14 protein-coding genes are annotated in these 15,189 nt (G+C 68.0%); 3 read left to right on the forward strand and 11 right to left on the reverse strand.

What is annotated here, in order from left to right; genetic code table 11:
* Positions 1 to 11 precede the first annotated feature (11 nt).
* The 8 genes from NO978_RS13980 to NO978_RS14015 all read right to left on the reverse strand — a co-directional run bounded on the left by NO978_RS13980 (position 12) and on the right by NO978_RS14015 (position 8,424).
* Complete coding sequence (locus NO978_RS13980; RefSeq protein WP_257300211.1) at positions 12 to 473, reverse strand: NADH-quinone oxidoreductase subunit I; 462 nt, start codon at positions 471 to 473, stop codon at positions 12 to 14.
* Positions 470 to 1,540: a complex I subunit 1 family protein gene (locus tag NO978_RS13985; protein ID WP_257300212.1), complete on the reverse strand. Its 1,071-nt coding sequence runs from the start codon at positions 1,538 to 1,540 to the stop codon at positions 470 to 472. The genes NO978_RS13980 and NO978_RS13985 overlap by 4 nt, the downstream gene beginning before the upstream one ends.
* The gene (locus tag NO978_RS13990) at positions 1,540 to 3,210 is read right to left on the reverse strand and encodes an NADH-quinone oxidoreductase subunit D (protein ID WP_257300213.1); all 1,671 of its coding nucleotides are present in this window, start codon (positions 3,208 to 3,210) and stop codon (positions 1,540 to 1,542) included. Before NO978_RS13990 ends, NO978_RS13985 begins: the two co-directional genes overlap by 1 nt.
* On the reverse strand, positions 3,207 to 3,908 hold the full coding sequence (locus tag NO978_RS13995) for an NADH-quinone oxidoreductase subunit B (protein WP_257300214.1): 702 nt from the start codon (positions 3,906 to 3,908) through the stop codon (positions 3,207 to 3,209). Before NO978_RS13995 ends, NO978_RS13990 begins: the two co-directional genes overlap by 4 nt.
* Positions 3,905 to 4,315 carry an NADH-quinone oxidoreductase subunit A gene (locus NO978_RS14000; protein WP_257300215.1) on the reverse strand — a complete coding sequence of 137 codons (411 nt, stop codon included), beginning with the start codon at positions 4,313 to 4,315 and terminating at the stop codon, positions 3,905 to 3,907. The genes NO978_RS13995 and NO978_RS14000 overlap by 4 nt, the downstream gene beginning before the upstream one ends.
* 200 nt (positions 4,316 to 4,515) lie before the next feature.
* Positions 4,516 to 5,157 carry an AIR carboxylase family protein gene (locus tag NO978_RS14005; RefSeq protein ID WP_257300216.1) on the reverse strand — a complete coding sequence of 214 codons (642 nt, stop codon included), beginning with the start codon at positions 5,155 to 5,157 and terminating at the stop codon, positions 4,516 to 4,518.
* A gap of 6 nt (positions 5,158 to 5,163) precedes the next feature.
* Positions 5,164 to 6,318: a 5-(carboxyamino)imidazole ribonucleotide synthase gene (locus NO978_RS14010; RefSeq protein ID WP_257300217.1), complete on the reverse strand. Its 1,155-nt coding sequence runs from the start codon at positions 6,316 to 6,318 to the stop codon at positions 5,164 to 5,166.
* Between the two features lie 39 nt (positions 6,319 to 6,357).
* Positions 6,358 to 8,424, reverse strand: a complete 2,067-nt coding sequence (locus NO978_RS14015; RefSeq protein WP_257300218.1) for a flippase activity-associated protein Agl23 — start codon at positions 8,422 to 8,424, stop codon at positions 6,358 to 6,360.
* A gap of 218 nt (positions 8,425 to 8,642) precedes the next feature.
* Here NO978_RS14015 and ribH point away from each other — a divergent pair, with 218 nt between their 5' ends.
* Entirely contained in the window at positions 8,643 to 9,044 is a 402-nt protein-coding gene (ribH, locus tag NO978_RS14020) for a 6,7-dimethyl-8-ribityllumazine synthase (protein WP_089732964.1), read from the forward strand.
* Complete coding sequence (locus tag NO978_RS14025; RefSeq protein WP_257300219.1) at positions 9,041 to 10,189, forward strand: pyridoxal phosphate-dependent aminotransferase; 1,149 nt, start codon at positions 9,041 to 9,043, stop codon at positions 10,187 to 10,189. The genes ribH and NO978_RS14025 overlap by 4 nt, the downstream gene beginning before the upstream one ends.
* 45 nt (positions 10,190 to 10,234) lie before the next feature.
* Here NO978_RS14025 and NO978_RS14030 read toward each other — a convergent pair whose 3' ends face one another.
* From NO978_RS14030 to NO978_RS14040, 3 genes are read right to left on the reverse strand one after another with little or no spacing between them, the layout of a single operon-like run.
* The gene (locus NO978_RS14030) at positions 10,235 to 12,163 is read right to left on the reverse strand and encodes an ATP-binding protein (protein ID WP_257300220.1); all 1,929 of its coding nucleotides are present in this window, start codon (positions 12,161 to 12,163) and stop codon (positions 10,235 to 10,237) included.
* A gap of 54 nt (positions 12,164 to 12,217) precedes the next feature.
* A complete protein-coding gene (locus tag NO978_RS14035) occupies positions 12,218 to 12,661 on the reverse strand; it encodes an FAD synthase (protein ID WP_257300221.1) in 444 nt (147 codons plus the stop codon).
* Positions 12,658 to 13,161, reverse strand: coding sequence for a Mov34/MPN/PAD-1 family protein (locus NO978_RS14040; protein WP_257300222.1), 504 nt, complete (start codon positions 13,159 to 13,161; stop codon positions 12,658 to 12,660). The genes NO978_RS14035 and NO978_RS14040 overlap by 4 nt, the downstream gene beginning before the upstream one ends.
* 114 nt (positions 13,162 to 13,275) lie before the next feature.
* Here NO978_RS14040 and NO978_RS14045 point away from each other — a divergent pair, with 114 nt between their 5' ends.
* A complete protein-coding gene (locus NO978_RS14045) occupies positions 13,276 to 15,180 on the forward strand; it encodes a DHH family phosphoesterase (RefSeq protein WP_257300223.1) in 1,905 nt (634 codons plus the stop codon).
* Positions 15,181 to 15,189 lie beyond the last annotated feature (9 nt).

Here is a 15,189-nt window from a genome sequence, read left to right on the forward strand (position 1 = left end):
GGCCGTACCGTCTACTGGTAATCGACCTCGCCGTCGCCCTCGCCGATCCACGCGCCGCGGTCCGGTTCGCGGGACTCGAGGGGGTCGATGTCCTTGTACCAGGGAACGCTCTTGAGCTGTTCTTTGTTGTAGACGAGGTCGTCCTTCGTGTCGCCGGTGAACTCGAAGTTCTGGGTCAGCAGGATGGCGTCCACCGGGCAGACCTCCTCACAGAGCCGGCAGTAGATGCATTGCCCGATGTGAAGGTTGTACTGCTCGCCGTTGCGCTGTGCGTCGGTTACGATGTGGATGGTGTCGTTCGGACACACGTTCTCGCACTGGCGGCACCAGATACACCGCTCCTGGCTGAACTTGTGGACGCCGCGGAACCGCGGCGAGACCTCGGGCGGTGTCTCCGGGTACTTGACGGTGAACGTCTCACCGTCCAGTGCGTGTTTCATCGTGGTCGCCATGGATTTGAGTATGCCGATCATGCAATCACCCCGACAAGAAGTGCGGTCAGCAGCAGGTTCGCGAAGGAGAGCACGAGCATCCCCTTCCAGCCGATCTCGATGAGCTGGTCGATGCGAACGCGCGGGACCGCAGAGCGTGCCCACTGGGTAAAGAGGAACACACCCCAGATCTTCGCCGTGAACCAGAGGAAGCCGATGGACTCCGGACCCGGGCCGGCAGCACCGCCCAGGAACAGCGTCGCGATGATGGCGCCCCCGAGGAAAATGTGCAGGAACTCGCCCAGGTAGATGAGGACGAAGTAGACCGAGGAGTACTCGGTCTGGTAGCCTGCGACGATCTCGGTCGGTGCCTCCGGGATGTCGAACGGGTTACGGCCGACCTCGGCGAGGTTCGCGATCATGAACAGCGCGAACGCGAACGGGTTCACGAACGCGAACCACGAGGGAATCGAGACCCCCGCGATGGTCACCAGGGTCTCCTGCTGGACGGCGACGATCTCGCTCATCTGGAGCGACTGCGTGAACAGCACGACAGACGCGCCCGTGAGGACGAGCGGGATCTCGTACGCGACGTTCTGTGCGATGGCGCGCAGCGCACCGAGCATCGAGTACTTGTTCGACGACGCGTAGCCGGCCATCGTCAGGCCGAGCGTCGCGATCGAGGCCACCGCGAAGACGTACACCAGCCCCGACTCGGGGTCGGCGAGCTGGATGTTCAGCGGGCCAAGCCCGCCCATCGGGATGACCGCGAAGCCGAGCAGCGCCGAGCCCGCGACGATGAGCGGTCCGAGGTCGTACGCTGGTCTGTCGACATCCTCGGGGATGATGAGCTCCTTCGAGAGCAGCCGGAGCGCGTCGGCCGGGATGGTCCCCAGGCCGAACGGCCCGATGCGGTTGGCCGCGATACGGTCGGTGAACGCGGCGGTGATCTTCCGCTTCGCCCACGGACCCGCGACGCCCGTGTACGCCAGCATCACGCTCCCGACGAGGAACGCGCCCACGAACGCCGCGATGCCCTGCCCGAGCACCGTGTCGGGAAGGCCGACCGCCGTCCGGATGGTCTCCGGAAGCAGCTGCTCCGTCGCCATCAGCGGTCCACCTCTCCGAGCACGATGTCGAGGCTACCGAGCGAGGCGATGAGGTCGGGGATATACTCACCCTCGGACATCTCGCCCAGCGTCTGCAGGTTCGAGAAGCACGGGCTCCGGATCTTGAATCGTCCGGGCTTGTCCGTGCCGTCCGAGCGGATGTAGATGCCGAGTTCGCCCTTCGCGGCTTCGACCGCGCGGTAGGTCTCCGCGTCCGCATCGGGCTTGAGCGTGCGGGGGACGTTGGACTGGATGGTCCGGTCGTCCTCCGGCCACTCCTCGAGCAGGTCGACACACTGCTCGATGATCTTCGCGGACTCCTCGACCTCCTGCATGCGCACGATGACGCGCGAGAAGTTGTCGCAGCCGTCCTCGGTGACGACGTCCCAGTCGAGCTCGTCGTAGTAGCCGTATGGGTCGTCGCGCCGCAGGTCGTAGTCGATGCCGGAGGCACGGGCGACCGGCCCGGTCGCGCCGTAGCTCTTGGCGACCTCAGGCTCGAGGATGCCCGTGTCGACACAGCGGAGCTGGAAGATCTCGTTGCCCGTGATGAGGTCGTGGTACTCCTCCAGCTTCGCGGGCAGCTCCTCGAGGAAGTCCCGCGTCTTCTCGAAGAACTCCTCGCGGGGCTCGGGCAGGTCCCAGGCGACCCCGCCGAGGCGGAAGTAGTTGAACATCATCCGCTGGCCGGTGAGGTCCTCCAGAATGTTCTGGATGACTTCGCGGTCGCGGAACGCGTACTGGAACGTCGCGGTGAAGTCGCCGAAGACGTCAAGCGCGAACGTCCCGAGCGCGAGCATGTGTGCGGCGATGCGGCACAGCTCGGCGGACATCGTCCGGATGACCTGTGCGTACTCCGGCACCTCGATGTCCGCGAGGTCCTCGGCCGCGCGGGCGTACGCCCACTCGTTGAGGATGCCCGCCGAGACGTAGTCCCAGCGGTCGGGGTACGGCATAATCTGGTGGCGGTAAGTGCCGTTCTGACACATCTGCTCCTCGCACCGGTGGAGGTAGCCGATGTCCGGGTCCACGTCCGCGACGGTCTCGCCGTCGAGCACCGTCTTGACGTGCAACACGCCGTGGGTCGCCGGGTGGTGCGGGCCGATGTTGAGGAACATCGTGTCCGCCTCGTCGTCCACGTGGTCGTCACGGAGCGGGTTGTCCCACTCGCTCAGCGTGACGATCTGTGGGCTGTCCTGGTCGTAGTCCTGGCCGAGCGGGTGGCCTTGCCACGTCTCGGGGAGCAGGATACGCCGCGGGTCCGGGTGGTCCTCGTAGTTGATGCCGACGAGGTCGTACGCCTCGCGCTCGTGCCAGTCGGCGGTCCGGAACACCGGCTCCGCGGACTGGCTGATCGGCTCGTCCTTCGAGGCCGGGACGACGACGCTGACCTCCTGGGTCGGGTCGTCGTACTGCTTCATGTGGTAGATGGACTCGTACCGGTCCTCGTACTCCTGGGCGGTGACACACGAGAGGTGGTCGTAACCCATGTCGTCCCGCAGTGCGGACAGCGTGTCCTGCACCTGGTCCGGCCGGACGACCACGGAGGCGTCCGCGTTGAGGTGTTCCTCGGTAGTCTGGACGGTATCGCCGAGCGTGTCGAGCACCTCGTCCTCGACGGTGACGCCGGCTTCGATCTCCGGTGTCTCCTCGGTCTCCTCGACGCTCATGGCGAATCAGCCCAGTTGTACCGCATTGCGAGGGTTTCCTCGTCGATCTGGTCGGCGAGTTTGTCGACGACCTCGTCGCGTTCCATGTCGCCGAACTGCTCGAGTTCGTACGGCTTGACGACCACGGGCGAGGACTCGCCGTTGGCGATGCGCTCCTGGAGTTTCGCGACGCCGTAGACCAGCGCCTCGGGGCGCGGCGGGCAGCCGGGGACGTGGATGTCCACCGGGATGACCTCCTCGGCACCCTTGATGACGTTGTACCCCTCCTGGAACGGCCCACCGGAGATGGTACACGAGCCCATGCCGACGACGAACTTCGGCTCGGGCATCTGGTCGTAGACGCGCTTCATCCGCGGGGCGAACTTGGAGACGATGGTCCCCGGCACGATGATGACGTCCGCCTGTCGCGGCGATGCCCGGGGGACACCCGCGTGGAAGCGGTCCAGATCGTGCTTGATCGCATACGTGTGGATCATCTCGATGCTGCAGCATGCGATACCGAACTGCAGCATGAACATCGACGACCCCCGCACCCAGTTCATGAACTTGTCGAACTTGGTGAGAATGAACGGAGAGGAGCCGAGCGCCTCACGGAGTCGCGAGTTGAAGCGGTCGTCCAGCCCCTCGCCCATCCGGGCGTCGCGTGTGTCTGTCAGCATGTCTGTACTCCCGCCGTCGATAGGGTTGTCGCTACTCATCGTTTTGCCTGTACCTGCGATTCCGAACGCGCGCTCTTGGCCCACTTCACCGCGCCGTTGTGCCAGGCCCATCCCAGACCCGCGACGAGCACGGTGACGAACACCAGCATCGGGACCAGTATGGGGCCGAGTGCTACCCCACCTTCGAGTGCAGAGCCGTAGATGACCGTCCACGGGAAGATCAGGACGGTCTCGATGTCGAAGATGGTGAACAGCAGTGCGACCATGTAGTACTGGATGTTGAAGCGGATGCGAGTCCCACCAGTCGGGATCTCACCACTCTCGTAGGTGGCGCGCTTGCTGTCTTCAGGAACGCTCGGTCTGAGCAGTGCCGAGACCGACATCATGCTGAGCGGAATCAGCACGCCGACGAGTGCGAGCGCCCCAATGGCTATCCATGGATTCATGCCGTATTCTCCGTAACATCCGGGGCTTTGAAGCGCACCCATATAAGGGTTGATTCTTGCGATTTCCCGTGGTTTGCCCCGGTTCCAGTCCCGGAAACGTTCACGGCCGAGTGGGTGCGGGTATTTTTAACTGAACCCTGGTTGCCAGGCTGCTACCGACGGGGTAATCCGAGAATAATCGAGGGCCAGCAGTGGCCTCGTCAGTCCCGCCGGTCCTTGAACGCGGGCGTCCCGAGTTCGTGGAGGTCGCGGGAGACCGCCGCCACGTCGCCCTTCAGACCCTCGTGGTAGGCCACGAGCCGCTCTCGGAGCTCGTCGTGCTCGCGGGCCAGTATCTGTGCCGCCGACAGCGCGGCGTTGAACGACTTCCCGGCGTCGACGGCGGTCAGCGGCGCACCCTGTGGCATCCCGATGACCGAGTCGACGCTCTTCTCCTGTACCGGGACCCCGACGACCGGTACCGGGTACGCGATGGATGCGGTCATGTTCGGCAGGTCGGCCGACTTCCCACCCGCGCCGGCGATAATGACGTCGATGCCGCGGTCCTCGGCGGTCTCGGCGTAGGCGTACATCAGCTCGGGCGTACGGTGTGCGGAGACGACGTACGTTTCGAACGTGAACCGCGTCGCCGGCGGGTCGTCGTAGTCGGTCACCTCGGCGAAGCCGAGCTCGTCAACCAGGGCGTCGTAGGCGCCGCCACGGCCGCTCTCCGAGCCCATCATCACGTCGAGGTCGGAGTCCGATCCCATGACGATGCCAACGTCAGGGGTGTCCTCGTCGGGTCGGTCGCGCTGTGCTTCCGCGTGCAGGTCGTCGATGAGGTCGTCGAGTTCGTCTGTCATGGGTTGCTACTCGAAGGTGAGGCCGTCCACGAGCGAGCGGGTGCTGGCGAGCAGTTCCGCCCGTGATTCGTCGTCCGTTGCGACCTGTGTGACGTGGCCCATCTTCCGGAGCGGCCGGGCCTCGTGCTTGCCGTACCAGTGCAGGTTCGCGCCGGGCGTCGCGAGCACGTCCGAGACGGTGTCGATCTGCGCCGGACGCGACTCGTCGCCGTCGGCGAGGATGTTCTTCGTTACGGTCGGCCCACGGAGGGCGGTCGCACCGAGCGGCCAGCCCACGACCGCGCGGAGGTGCTGCTCGAACTGTGAGGTGTGCGCGCCTTCGATGGACCAGTGCCCGGAGTTGTGCGGTCGGGGAGCGATCTCGTTGACGAGGATGCGCCCGTCGGTCGTCTCGAACAGTTCGATGGCGTAGACGCCGCGCCCGTCGAGGAGGTCGAGCACGTCCCGTCCCACCTGCTCGGCCTCTTCGAGTACCGACTCCGGCGAGCGTGACGGGACGACCATCTCACGCAGTATCTCCGCCTCGTGGATGTTCTCGCCGACCGGGAAGGTGGCCACCTCGCCGTCGCCCTGTGCGGCGACCACCGATATCTCGCGCTCGTAGTCGACGAACGCCTCGACCATCGCGGGTCCGCCGACGGCGTCCATCGCCGCCTCGGCGTCGTCGACGGACTCGACGGGGACGTTCCCCCGGCCGTCGTAGCCGCCCGTCCGAGCCTTCAGCATCGCCGGTGTCCCGAGCTCGTCCAGTGCCGCGCGGAGGTCGTCGGCGTCGTCGACCTGGCGGAACGGCGGCACCGGGACACCGGCGTCGGCGAGCGCCGCTTTCTGGTGGAGCTTGTCGTGGATGAGCGACAGCGTCGCCGGGTCCGGGTGGCAGGGGACGCCGGTCGCCTCGCTGACCTCGTCGAGGCGCTCCTGGTCGGCGAGCTCGATCTCGAAGGTGAGGAAATCTGACCGTTCGGCGAGGTCGCGGATGGCGTCGGCGTCGTCGAAGTCGGCGACGAGCTGGTCCGTCGCGACCTGGGCCGCCGGTGCGTCCGGCGTCGGGTCGAGGACCACGAGTTCGATACCCAGGGGGGCCGCCGCCTCCCCGAGCATCCGTCCGAGCTGGCCACCGCCGACCACGCCGACCGTCGGGCCTGGTAGGCTCGCGGGCATGTGAACGGGCCTTCCGAAGGAGCGCGCTTAACGCTTGCTCTATCGGCCGGTCGACGCGTTGACGAAGACGACCGTGTCGGTCCCGTTCACCGTCAGCTGCAGGTCGTACTGCTCGTAGCCGCCGCCGAGTTCGCGGGCGACGGTGTCCCGGTGGACCGCCCGCGCCACGATGACGGGCGGCGGGGATGTCAGCGCGGCGCGGAGCGCGGTCGCGTTCCGGGCGCTCGCCGTCTCCAGACCCTGCTGTTCGAAGTACCAGGGCAGCGGGAGACGGTTGTACCACGCCTCGTTGCGGGCGAGCTGCCGGTAGCTGTCGTTGCGCCAGCCGTACTCGTCGGTCACGGGCAGCCTGTCGGCGGCGGACTCGTCGTCCATCGCGAAGTACGCACCGTAGTAGAGTACGTCCGGGCCGCCGCCGTGGCCGGCGGTGGCGGCCGAGACCTGCGCGAGCGCCGGGTCGAGGTCCGTGCCGGGCTGGCCGGACTGGACCAGGCCGTTGTCCGGCGACGCCGGCGAGTGATACGATGTCGTGACCGCAGCGCCGACGGCCGTGCCCGCGGCACCGGTGAGGACGAGCACCGCGAGCGCGGCCGGGACGGTGCGGCGGTCAGTGACGGCGTCGCGGCCCCAGCGGTAGACCAGCGAGAGGGCGACGGCGGCGGGCATCGCGAGTGGGACCGCGACGTGGACCGCGTGCCAGGGCCCCATCCCGTACATGACGACGGGGTAGACGAGCACGCTGGCGAGGCCCCAGTAGCCACAGAAGGCGACGAGGTCCCGCGACCCGCCGTCGCGGTAGCGGTCGAGCAGGAACCCCGCGATGCCGAACACGACTGTCACGGCCGCGCCGGCGAGCAGCGTCCGCAGGAAGAACGTCGTGTATGGAAGCAGGGACTGGTCCTGCACCGAGCCGAACCAGAGCTCGCTGGCGGCGGTCCAGCTCCCGAACAGGGCCTGTTCGACGAGGTCGGCCAGCAGTAGCGGGTCGCCAGCGACCGCGTCGAGGCTCTGCCCCCGAGGAAGGTACAGCGCGGCGACGACGACCGTGAACACGACGCCGGAGAAGAGCACCGGCCCGCGCCACAGACTGAGCGTCCGTCCCGCGGCGGAGCCCCGGAGGAGCACGCCGAGCACGTACGCCCCGGCGACGAGCCACGCCACCGCGTACGTCGCCACGACGCCGTCGCCGACGAGCACCAGTATCGAGAGCGCGGCGACGCCGACGCCAACGATTGCCGGGAACGCCTCCCCCTCGTCGGGCACGACCCAGAGCGCACAGCGCAGCGCGACCAGCAGCAGCACGATGACGGCGAACCGCCCGACGCCGGGGAGCAGTGCGACCACGACCGGGTTGAGCACCGCGAACAGGAGGACCGCCTCGTCGATGCGGTCGCGGAACCAGTCCGGCGCGGCGAGTCGCCGGTCGCCGTCGCCGACCAGCGACCAGCGCTTCCAGAACAGTCGATGGTCGACGAGCAGCGCGCCCGCCCCGAGCCAGCAGGCAAGGTACACCAGCGCGTTCTCCTTCGAAGCGACGGCGAGCGCGAACGAGACGCTCGCGGCGTACAGGTAGCCCGGGTCCCGCGTGTCGAGGAGCCGGACGAGGAGCCCGACAGTGACGAACGCGAACGTCGCCACGAGCAGGTCCGACCGGGCGAACCGCGAGTAGTAGAGCAGTGCCGGGTTCACCGCGAGCAGGGCCGCGAGGCTCAGGACCTCACTCCGGCGGAGTCGCTCCCGGAACAGCCACGCCGCCAGCGGGAGCATCCCACCGAGGAGCGCCGGCAGGAGCCGGGCGACGGCGTCGCCTGCTCCCAGAACGTCAAACAACAGTCTGTTCGCGTGCGCGAGCAGCGGTCCGTGGAGGATGGGCCGATACTCCCAGACACCGGTGGCGCCGTACCGGAGGACAGCGTAGCCGTGACGGCCCTCGTCCCAGTGGGCCGTCCGTGCGCCGAGGTCGAGCAGTCTGAGGGCGGTCGCGAGAAGCGAGCAGGCGAGGACCGCCCCGAGGAGGGACCGGTCGGCCGACTCGGATTCCGTGCCGGAACCGTCGCCGGTTACGGGGCCGTCGTCGTCAGCCGAGGCTGCCGCCGCGTCTGCCATTGCTGTCGAACTGTCCACCCCTCGGGCATACGCTTTCCGTTCCTGTGTCGAGTTGTCCAGCTGTCACTCGTCTCCGGCAGGAGTGGAAACACCGCCTCGTGAGCCCTCGACTGCTCGCCGTCGCCGGTTGGCGGAGTCGACCAGCTTCGAGCCCCTCGCTACCGCTCCGCATTGTCCATAACGGTAGACCTTTGACGGACGATTCCGACGACTCTCGCATGACCTCGCTCGGACTGGTGGTCGCGGAGTTCAACGCCTCGGTCACCGAGGAGATGGAGTCGGTCGCGCGAGACGCGGCGGCCGAGGCGGACGCGACGGTCGCGGAGACCGTCCACGTCCCGGGGGTGTACGACGCCCCGCTGGCCGCAGACCGGCTGGCGCGCCGGGACGATGTCGACGCGGTCGCGGTGCTCGGTGCCATCGTCACCGGCGACACGGACCACGACCAGGTCATCGGGCACGCGACCGCCCAGAAGCTCACCGACGTGAGCCTGGACCGCGACCTCCCGGTCACGCTCGGCGTCACCGGCCCCGGTATGAGCGGTGCCGAGGCCAGGGAGCGCGTCGAGAACGCCGCGAAGGCCGTCGAGGGTGCTGTCAAACTGGTAGAACGACTATGAGCATGGATTTCGCAGCGAGAGTCGAGAGAGTCGAACCGTCCGCGACGCTGGCCATCTCCGACGCCGCCTCCGAGCTGGAGGCCGAGGGCGTCGACGTGGTGGACCTGAGCGTCGGCGAACCGGACTTCCCTACCCCGGAGAACGTCGTGCAGGCCGCGAAGGACGCGATGGACGCCGGCCACACCGGCTACGCGCCGTCGAACGGCATCCCCGAGCTGAAGGAGGCTATCGCCGCGAAGCTGGCCGACGACGGGCTCGACTACGACCCGGACCAGGTCATCGTCACGCCCGGCGGGAAGCAGGGGCTGTACGAGATCATCAACGCGCTCATCGACGACGGCGACGAGGTCGCCCTGCTCGACCCGGCGTGGGTGTCCTACGAGGCGATGGTGAAGCTCTCGGGCGGCTCGCTCACCCGCGTCGACACCGCGAAACACGACTTCTCACTCGAGCCCGCGCTCGACGACCTCGCGGCGGCGGTGTCGGACGACACCGAGCTCCTCGTCGTCAACTCGCCGGGCAACCCCCACGGTGCGGTGTACTCCCGCGAGGCGTTGGAGGGCGTGCGCGACCTCGCCGTCGAGCACGATATCCTCGTCATCTCTGACGAGATCTACAAGGAGATCACGTACGGCGCGGAGGCTATCTCGCTGGGCACGCTCGACGGGATGGGCGACCGCACCATCACGCTCAACGGCTTCTCGAAGGCGTACTCGATGACCGGCTGGCGGCTCGGCTACTTCGCCGGGCCCGAAGAACTCGTCTCCCAGGCCGGGAAGATTCACAGCCACTCGGTCTCCTCCGCGGTGAACTTCGTCCAGCACGCCGGCGTCGAGGCGCTGGAGAACTGCGACGAGGCCGTCGCGGAGATGACCGAGGCATTCGAGGCCCGCCGCGACATGCTCGTCGACCTGTTCGCCGACCACGGCGTCGACGTCGCCGTTCCCGAGGGCGCGTTCTACATGATGCTCCCGGTAGACGACGACGACGCCGCCTGGTGCCAGGGCGCCATCGACGAGGCTCACGTCGCCACGGTGCCGGGCAGTGCGTTCGGGACACCCGGCTACGCGCGGCTCTCCTACGCGGCCAGCGAGGAGCGGCTCCGCGAGGGCGTCGAACGCCTCGCCGAGCACGGCTACATCTGAGGATCGGTCCCCTTCTTCCGGCTGCCGACGACCGACAGCGACGGCTCAGACGAACTCGACGCCTGCGATCTCGAAGCAGGCCCCGCGGTCGGGCGACGGTGGGTCGACCGCTCGCACCGTCCAGCCGTGGGCGGAGGCGATGCGGTCGACGATCGCCAGCCCGAAGCCGGTGCCCGAGTCGTTCGTCGAGAAGCCGTGTTCGAACACCTCCTGGCGGTTCTCGTCCGGGATACCGGGCCCCTCGTCGACGACGCGGAACCCGGCGCGAGTTCGCGCGACGTGGACGGTCGCCGGGTGGTCGGCGCTGGAGCCGTGTTCCATCGAGTTGCGAAAGAGGTTCTCGAACAGCTGCTGGAGCCGGTCGCCGTCGGCGAGCACGCTCCCGAGGTCCGCCCCGGCGTCGAGCGTCGCGTCCCCGGTTTCGATGGAGGCCCAGGCCCGGTGGACGACAGGCTCGAGCCGTGTCGGCACGGGGTCCTCGACGACGGAACCCTGTCGAGCGAGCGCCAGCACGTCCTCGATGAGGTCCGCCATCCGGTCCAGTGCCTCGCGGGCCTCGGCGAGGCTGGCCGCCGAGTCGTCGTCGGCCGGCTCGACCATCTCGAGTGTCCCCTGTGCGACGTTCAGCGGGTTCCGGAGGTCGTGGCTGACGAAGCTCGCGAACTCGTCGAGACGTTCGTTCTTCGCCTCGAGGGCCGCCTGGTACTCGCGGCGCTCGGTGACATCGCGGGCGAGGAAGACGACCCTCCCACCGCCGTCGCCCTCGCGGTCGAGCAGCGTCGTCCGGGCCTCCCAGACGTACGTCTCGTTCTCGAACGGCACCGAGTACTCGATTGTCTGGCCCGTCCCGGTCTCGATGGTCTCCTGGACCGCCCGGACGACCTTGTCGGCAGTGTCGTGGGGCAGCAGCTCGTGGGCCGTCCGGCCGAGGAGCACCGCGGGATCCGAAAGCCCAAGCACCGGCTCGTTCGTCAGCACCTCCTCGTAGCGCCCCGTCCCGTCGTAGACGATGACGAGGTCCGGAATCGCGCCGGTGATAGCCTCGAGCCGGTTGCGGTTCAGCCGGACCGACTCCCGGTCGGCTGCCGCCTGTATCGCGTGAGCCGCGTTCGCCGCGATGTCGGTGAGCAGGTCCCGGGCCTGCTCGTCGACGTCGTCCCGTCTGGGCGAGTGAACGACGAGCGCGCCGAAACACCGGTCCTCGTACACGAGTGGTGCGACCGCGACGTCGAACGAGCCGGCGGCGCCGTCGGGCGCGAACCGAGCGTCGAGCGGGACATCCCGCGCGACCTGGGTCTCGTGCGTCGCCAGTGCGGTCGCCAGTGGGCCCTCGCCACCGGTCGCCAGCGGCAGCGTGTCGGTGTCAGATGCCTCGACACCGGCGATAGCGCGAACACCGGCCGAGTTCTCGCGGCCGGGGGCGACCCACGCGAGCGTGTATCGCGTGTCGACCAGCCGTTCACAGACGGTCCGCTCGATCTCCGTCTGGGAGGTCGCCCGGACGATTGCCGTGTTCACCTCGCGGATGAGCGTGGTGTCGACCCGGAGCCGTTCCGTCCGGACCTCGTACTCGTGGACATCGATCGCCGACTCGACGACCCACGCGAGCGTGGCCGCCGCGGACTCGTCGGTGACGCGGCAGACGCCCGACACGGGGTACGCGCCGGTGTGGACCGCTCGTTCGACCGCGCTGTCGCTCGTCGCGACGACCACGGGCTCGAACGAGCCGAGCTCGGCCTCGTCGAGCACCGCGGGGTCGTTCGCGACGAGCACGATAGCGTCCGGTCGCGCGTCCTCGGGAGGCGTGAAACATCGTCCTGCTTCCGCCTCCGCGGTCGAGCCGAGCGCGAGCTCGCGCGGTTCGACCGTGAAACCCCTGTCCCGGAGCGGGCCAGTCAGGTCGTCGTCGAGCGAGCCGCTCCGGAGCAGGCAGACCGACCTGTCCTGGCCGCAGTCCGGCCGTCCGGATGACATGCCTTCGCAGAAGGTGGCGACCCTAATGATGGTATCGGCAACCCGTCGCCCGGTTCAGCCGTCCCGCAGCTCGAGGATGCGGTCGACGATTCGGCCCGTCGAGAGGAGCTCGCCCTCGTACTTCGGCTCCCGGGCGCTCGCCCGGCGCACCTCACAGTCGATGCCCCGGCCCGCCAGCGCGTCGGCGATGGCGGATTCGTCGTGGTGCTGGTCGTGGCCGAGGACGATGCAGTCCGGGTCGATGCGCTCGATGGGCACGAAGATGTCCTCGGTGTGCCCGAGATGCGCCTCGTCGACCATCTCGAGCGCCGCGACCATGTCCCGTCGCTGGCGGTCGGGGAGGACGGGTTTCTCCTTGTGCGTGACGTTCTCCCGCCGTGCGATGATGACGTGAAGCTCGTCGCCCAGCGAGGCGGCCTCCGAGAAGTAGTGGAGGTGTCCCGGATGGAGAATATCGAACGTGCCCTGTGCGATGATGGTCGTCTGATTTGCAGTCATTTGTCTCGTCGCAGTTCCGCATCGATGTCTGCCTGTGTAAAATCGAAGAACTCCTCGTGGTCCTCGAGGTCGACGTCGAGCACCGGGAGGTCCCGGTACTCGCCCTGCTGGTCGAACGCCCGCCAGTCGTTGCGGCCGTACGGGGCACCCATGATGACGTGGACGGTGCCCGAGGTGAACGTCGCGAGGTCTTCGTCGCTCGGCCGGAGAACGCCGTTCGGGTGCGAGTGGATGCTGCCGAGCGAGCGCATGTCGTTCGGAATCATGTTCGAGTCGACCGTCGCGCTCACCGGGTTCGACCGGGTCCCGGGGATGACGAGGATGTCGGTGATGACGTAGCCCCGCTGGTCCATCCCGAGGTGCTTCGCGGGCGTCCCGCGGAGCATCCCCATGTACTCGTTGGGGTGGGTGTCCTCTGCTGACTCCAGCGCGAAGTCGATGGTGTCGCGGGCGATACCGACGACACCCTGACGCTGGAAGAGCCGGTCGAACAATCCCATGTGCCCCACTCACGCCTCGCCGGTGCTAAACGTTCCGAAAGCCGCGGTCGGCCGTCGGCGCGCGCGTTCGTCTTGACAAGGGTTATACGCGGTCGTTTCGAACTCTTGCCCAACATGACAACCGACTCCGTCGGCGACGACGCTGGCGACGGGGACGTGCCGATCGTCTACGACCTCGCGCCCGACTGCACGGTCGAAGACATCGAATCCGACACGCCCTACCTCGCCACCGTCAACGGCATCGTCGAGTACGGCATCTTCGTCGACCTCTCCGACTCTGTCTCGGGTCTCGTCCACGAATCGACCCTCGATGGCACGTACGCCGTCGACGACGAACTCGTCGTCGAGGTCGACAACGTCCGCGACGACGGCGACATCTCCTTCGAACCCGTCGAGCTCGCGGACTACCGCGTCGAGGTCGTCGACCACGACTACCGGCCGACCGCGACGACCGCGCTCGACACCAACCTCGGCGAGCAGGTCCACGTCGAGGGCATCGTCACACAGATCAAGCAGACGGGCGGCCCGACCATCTTCCAGGTCCGCGACGAGCACGGCGTCGTGCCCGCCGCCGCCTTCGAGGCCGCGGGCGTCCGCGCCTACCCGGACATCGCCGTCGACGACGTGGTCCGCGTGACCGGCGTCGTCGAGACCCGTGAGGACGCCATCCAGCTCGAGGTCGGGTCCCTCACTGGCCTCGAAGGTGACGACGCGTCCGAGGTCCGCGACCGCATCGACGACGCCACCGAGGAGTGGGCCGAACCCCACGACGTCGAGCCGCTCGTCGAGTGGGACGCCTTCGAGAAGCTCCGTGACGACATCCGCGAGGTCGCCCGCATGCTCCGCAAGACGGTCATCGAGGGCCGCCCCATCCGCGTCCGGCACCACGCCGACGGTGACGGGATGTGCGCCTCGGTGCCGGTCCAGCGCGCCCTCGAAGGCTTCATCGCCGAGGTCCATCAGGACCCGGACGCGCCGCGACACCTGTTCAAGCGCCTCCCTAGCAAGGCGCCGTTCTACGAGATGGAGGACGCGACGCGCGACCTCAACTTCGCGCTCGAGGACCGCGCGAAGCACGGCCAGAAGCTCCCGCTCGTCCTGATGCTCGACAACGGCTCGACCGAGGAGGACGTACCCGCCTACGAGACGCTGGCGCACTACGACATCCCCATCCTCGCACTCGACCACCACCACCCCGACCCGGAGGCGGTCGACCCGCTGCTCGACGCCCACGTCAACCCCTACCTCTACGACGAGGACTACCGCATCACGACCGGCATGATGTGCGTCGAGCTCGCCCGGATGATCTACCCGGACCTCACCGACGACCTGCGACACGTCCCCGCCGTCGCCGGACTCTCGGACCGATCGAAGGCCGAGGCCATGGACGACTACCTCGAACTCGCCGCCGCGGAGGGCTACGACGAGGACGACCTGCAGGACATCAGCGAGGCGCTCGACTACGGCGCGCACTGGCTCCGCTACGACTCGGGCCGCCACCTCATCGACGACGTGCTCAACATCGGCGTCGACGACGAGTCCCGGCACCGCCGGCTCGTCGACGTGCTCTCGACCCGCGCCGAGGAGGCCGTCGACGACCAGCTCGACGCCGCGATGTCACACGTCGAGCACGAGCCGCTCGACAACGGCGCACACCTCTACACCATCGACGTCGAGAACCACGCGCACCGGTTCACCTACCCCGCGCCGGGCAAGACTACCGGCGAGATACACGACCGGAAAGTCGAGGAGACGGGCGACCCCGTCATCACCATCGGGTACGGCCCCGACTTCGCCGTCCTCCGCTCCGACGGCGTCCGGCTGGACATCCCGCAGATGGTGACCGAGCTCGACGAGGAGATCGTCGGCGGCGGCGTCTCCGGCGGCGGCCACCTCGTCGTCGGCTCCATCAAGTTCGTGAAGGGTCGGCGCGAGGAGGTCATCGACTCGCTCGTCGAGAAGATGGCCGAGGCCGACCTCGACGAGGACCTCAGCAGCACCTCGCCGCTGACGGAGTAACGTCTCGCC

It is taken from the genome of Haloarchaeobius sp. FL176, assembly GCF_024609245.1.
In the GTDB taxonomy this organism is placed as follows: domain Archaea; phylum Halobacteriota; class Halobacteria; order Halobacteriales; family Natrialbaceae; genus Haloarchaeobius.

What these genes read in the sequence shown, in the direction of transcription:
- NO978_RS13980 (WP_257300211.1), bottom strand. Translation starts at nt 473, where the DNA reads ATGATCGGCATACTCAAATCCATGGCGACCACGATGAAACACGCACTG.
- NO978_RS13985 (WP_257300212.1), bottom strand. Translation starts at nt 1,540, where the DNA reads ATGGCGACGGAGCAGCTGCTTCCGGAGACCATCCGGACGGCGGTCGGC.
- NO978_RS13990 (WP_257300213.1), bottom strand. Translation starts at nt 3,210, where the DNA reads ATGAGCGTCGAGGAGACCGAGGAGACACCGGAGATCGAAGCCGGCGTC.
- NO978_RS13995 (WP_257300214.1), bottom strand. Translation starts at nt 3,908, where the DNA reads ATGAGTAGCGACAACCCTATCGACGGCGGGAGTACAGACATGCTGACA.
- NO978_RS14000 (WP_257300215.1), bottom strand. Translation starts at nt 4,315, where the DNA reads ATGAATCCATGGATAGCCATTGGGGCGCTCGCACTCGTCGGCGTGCTG.
- NO978_RS14005 (WP_257300216.1), bottom strand. Translation starts at nt 5,157, where the DNA reads ATGACAGACGAACTCGACGACCTCATCGACGACCTGCACGCGGAAGCA.
- NO978_RS14010 (WP_257300217.1), bottom strand. Translation starts at nt 6,318, where the DNA reads ATGCCCGCGAGCCTACCAGGCCCGACGGTCGGCGTGGTCGGCGGTGGC.
- NO978_RS14015 (WP_257300218.1), bottom strand. Translation starts at nt 8,424, where the DNA reads ATGGCAGACGCGGCGGCAGCCTCGGCTGACGACGACGGCCCCGTAACC.
- ribH (WP_089732964.1), top strand. Translation starts at nt 8,643, where the DNA reads ATGACCTCGCTCGGACTGGTGGTCGCGGAGTTCAACGCCTCGGTCACC.
- NO978_RS14025 (WP_257300219.1), top strand. Translation starts at nt 9,041, where the DNA reads ATGAGCATGGATTTCGCAGCGAGAGTCGAGAGAGTCGAACCGTCCGCG.
- NO978_RS14030 (WP_257300220.1), bottom strand. Translation starts at nt 12,163, where the DNA reads ATGTCATCCGGACGGCCGGACTGCGGCCAGGACAGGTCGGTCTGCCTG.
- NO978_RS14035 (WP_257300221.1), bottom strand. Translation starts at nt 12,661, where the DNA reads ATGACTGCAAATCAGACGACCATCATCGCACAGGGCACGTTCGATATT.
- NO978_RS14040 (WP_257300222.1), bottom strand. Translation starts at nt 13,161, where the DNA reads ATGGGATTGTTCGACCGGCTCTTCCAGCGTCAGGGTGTCGTCGGTATC.
- NO978_RS14045 (WP_257300223.1), top strand. Translation starts at nt 13,276, where the DNA reads ATGACAACCGACTCCGTCGGCGACGACGCTGGCGACGGGGACGTGCCG.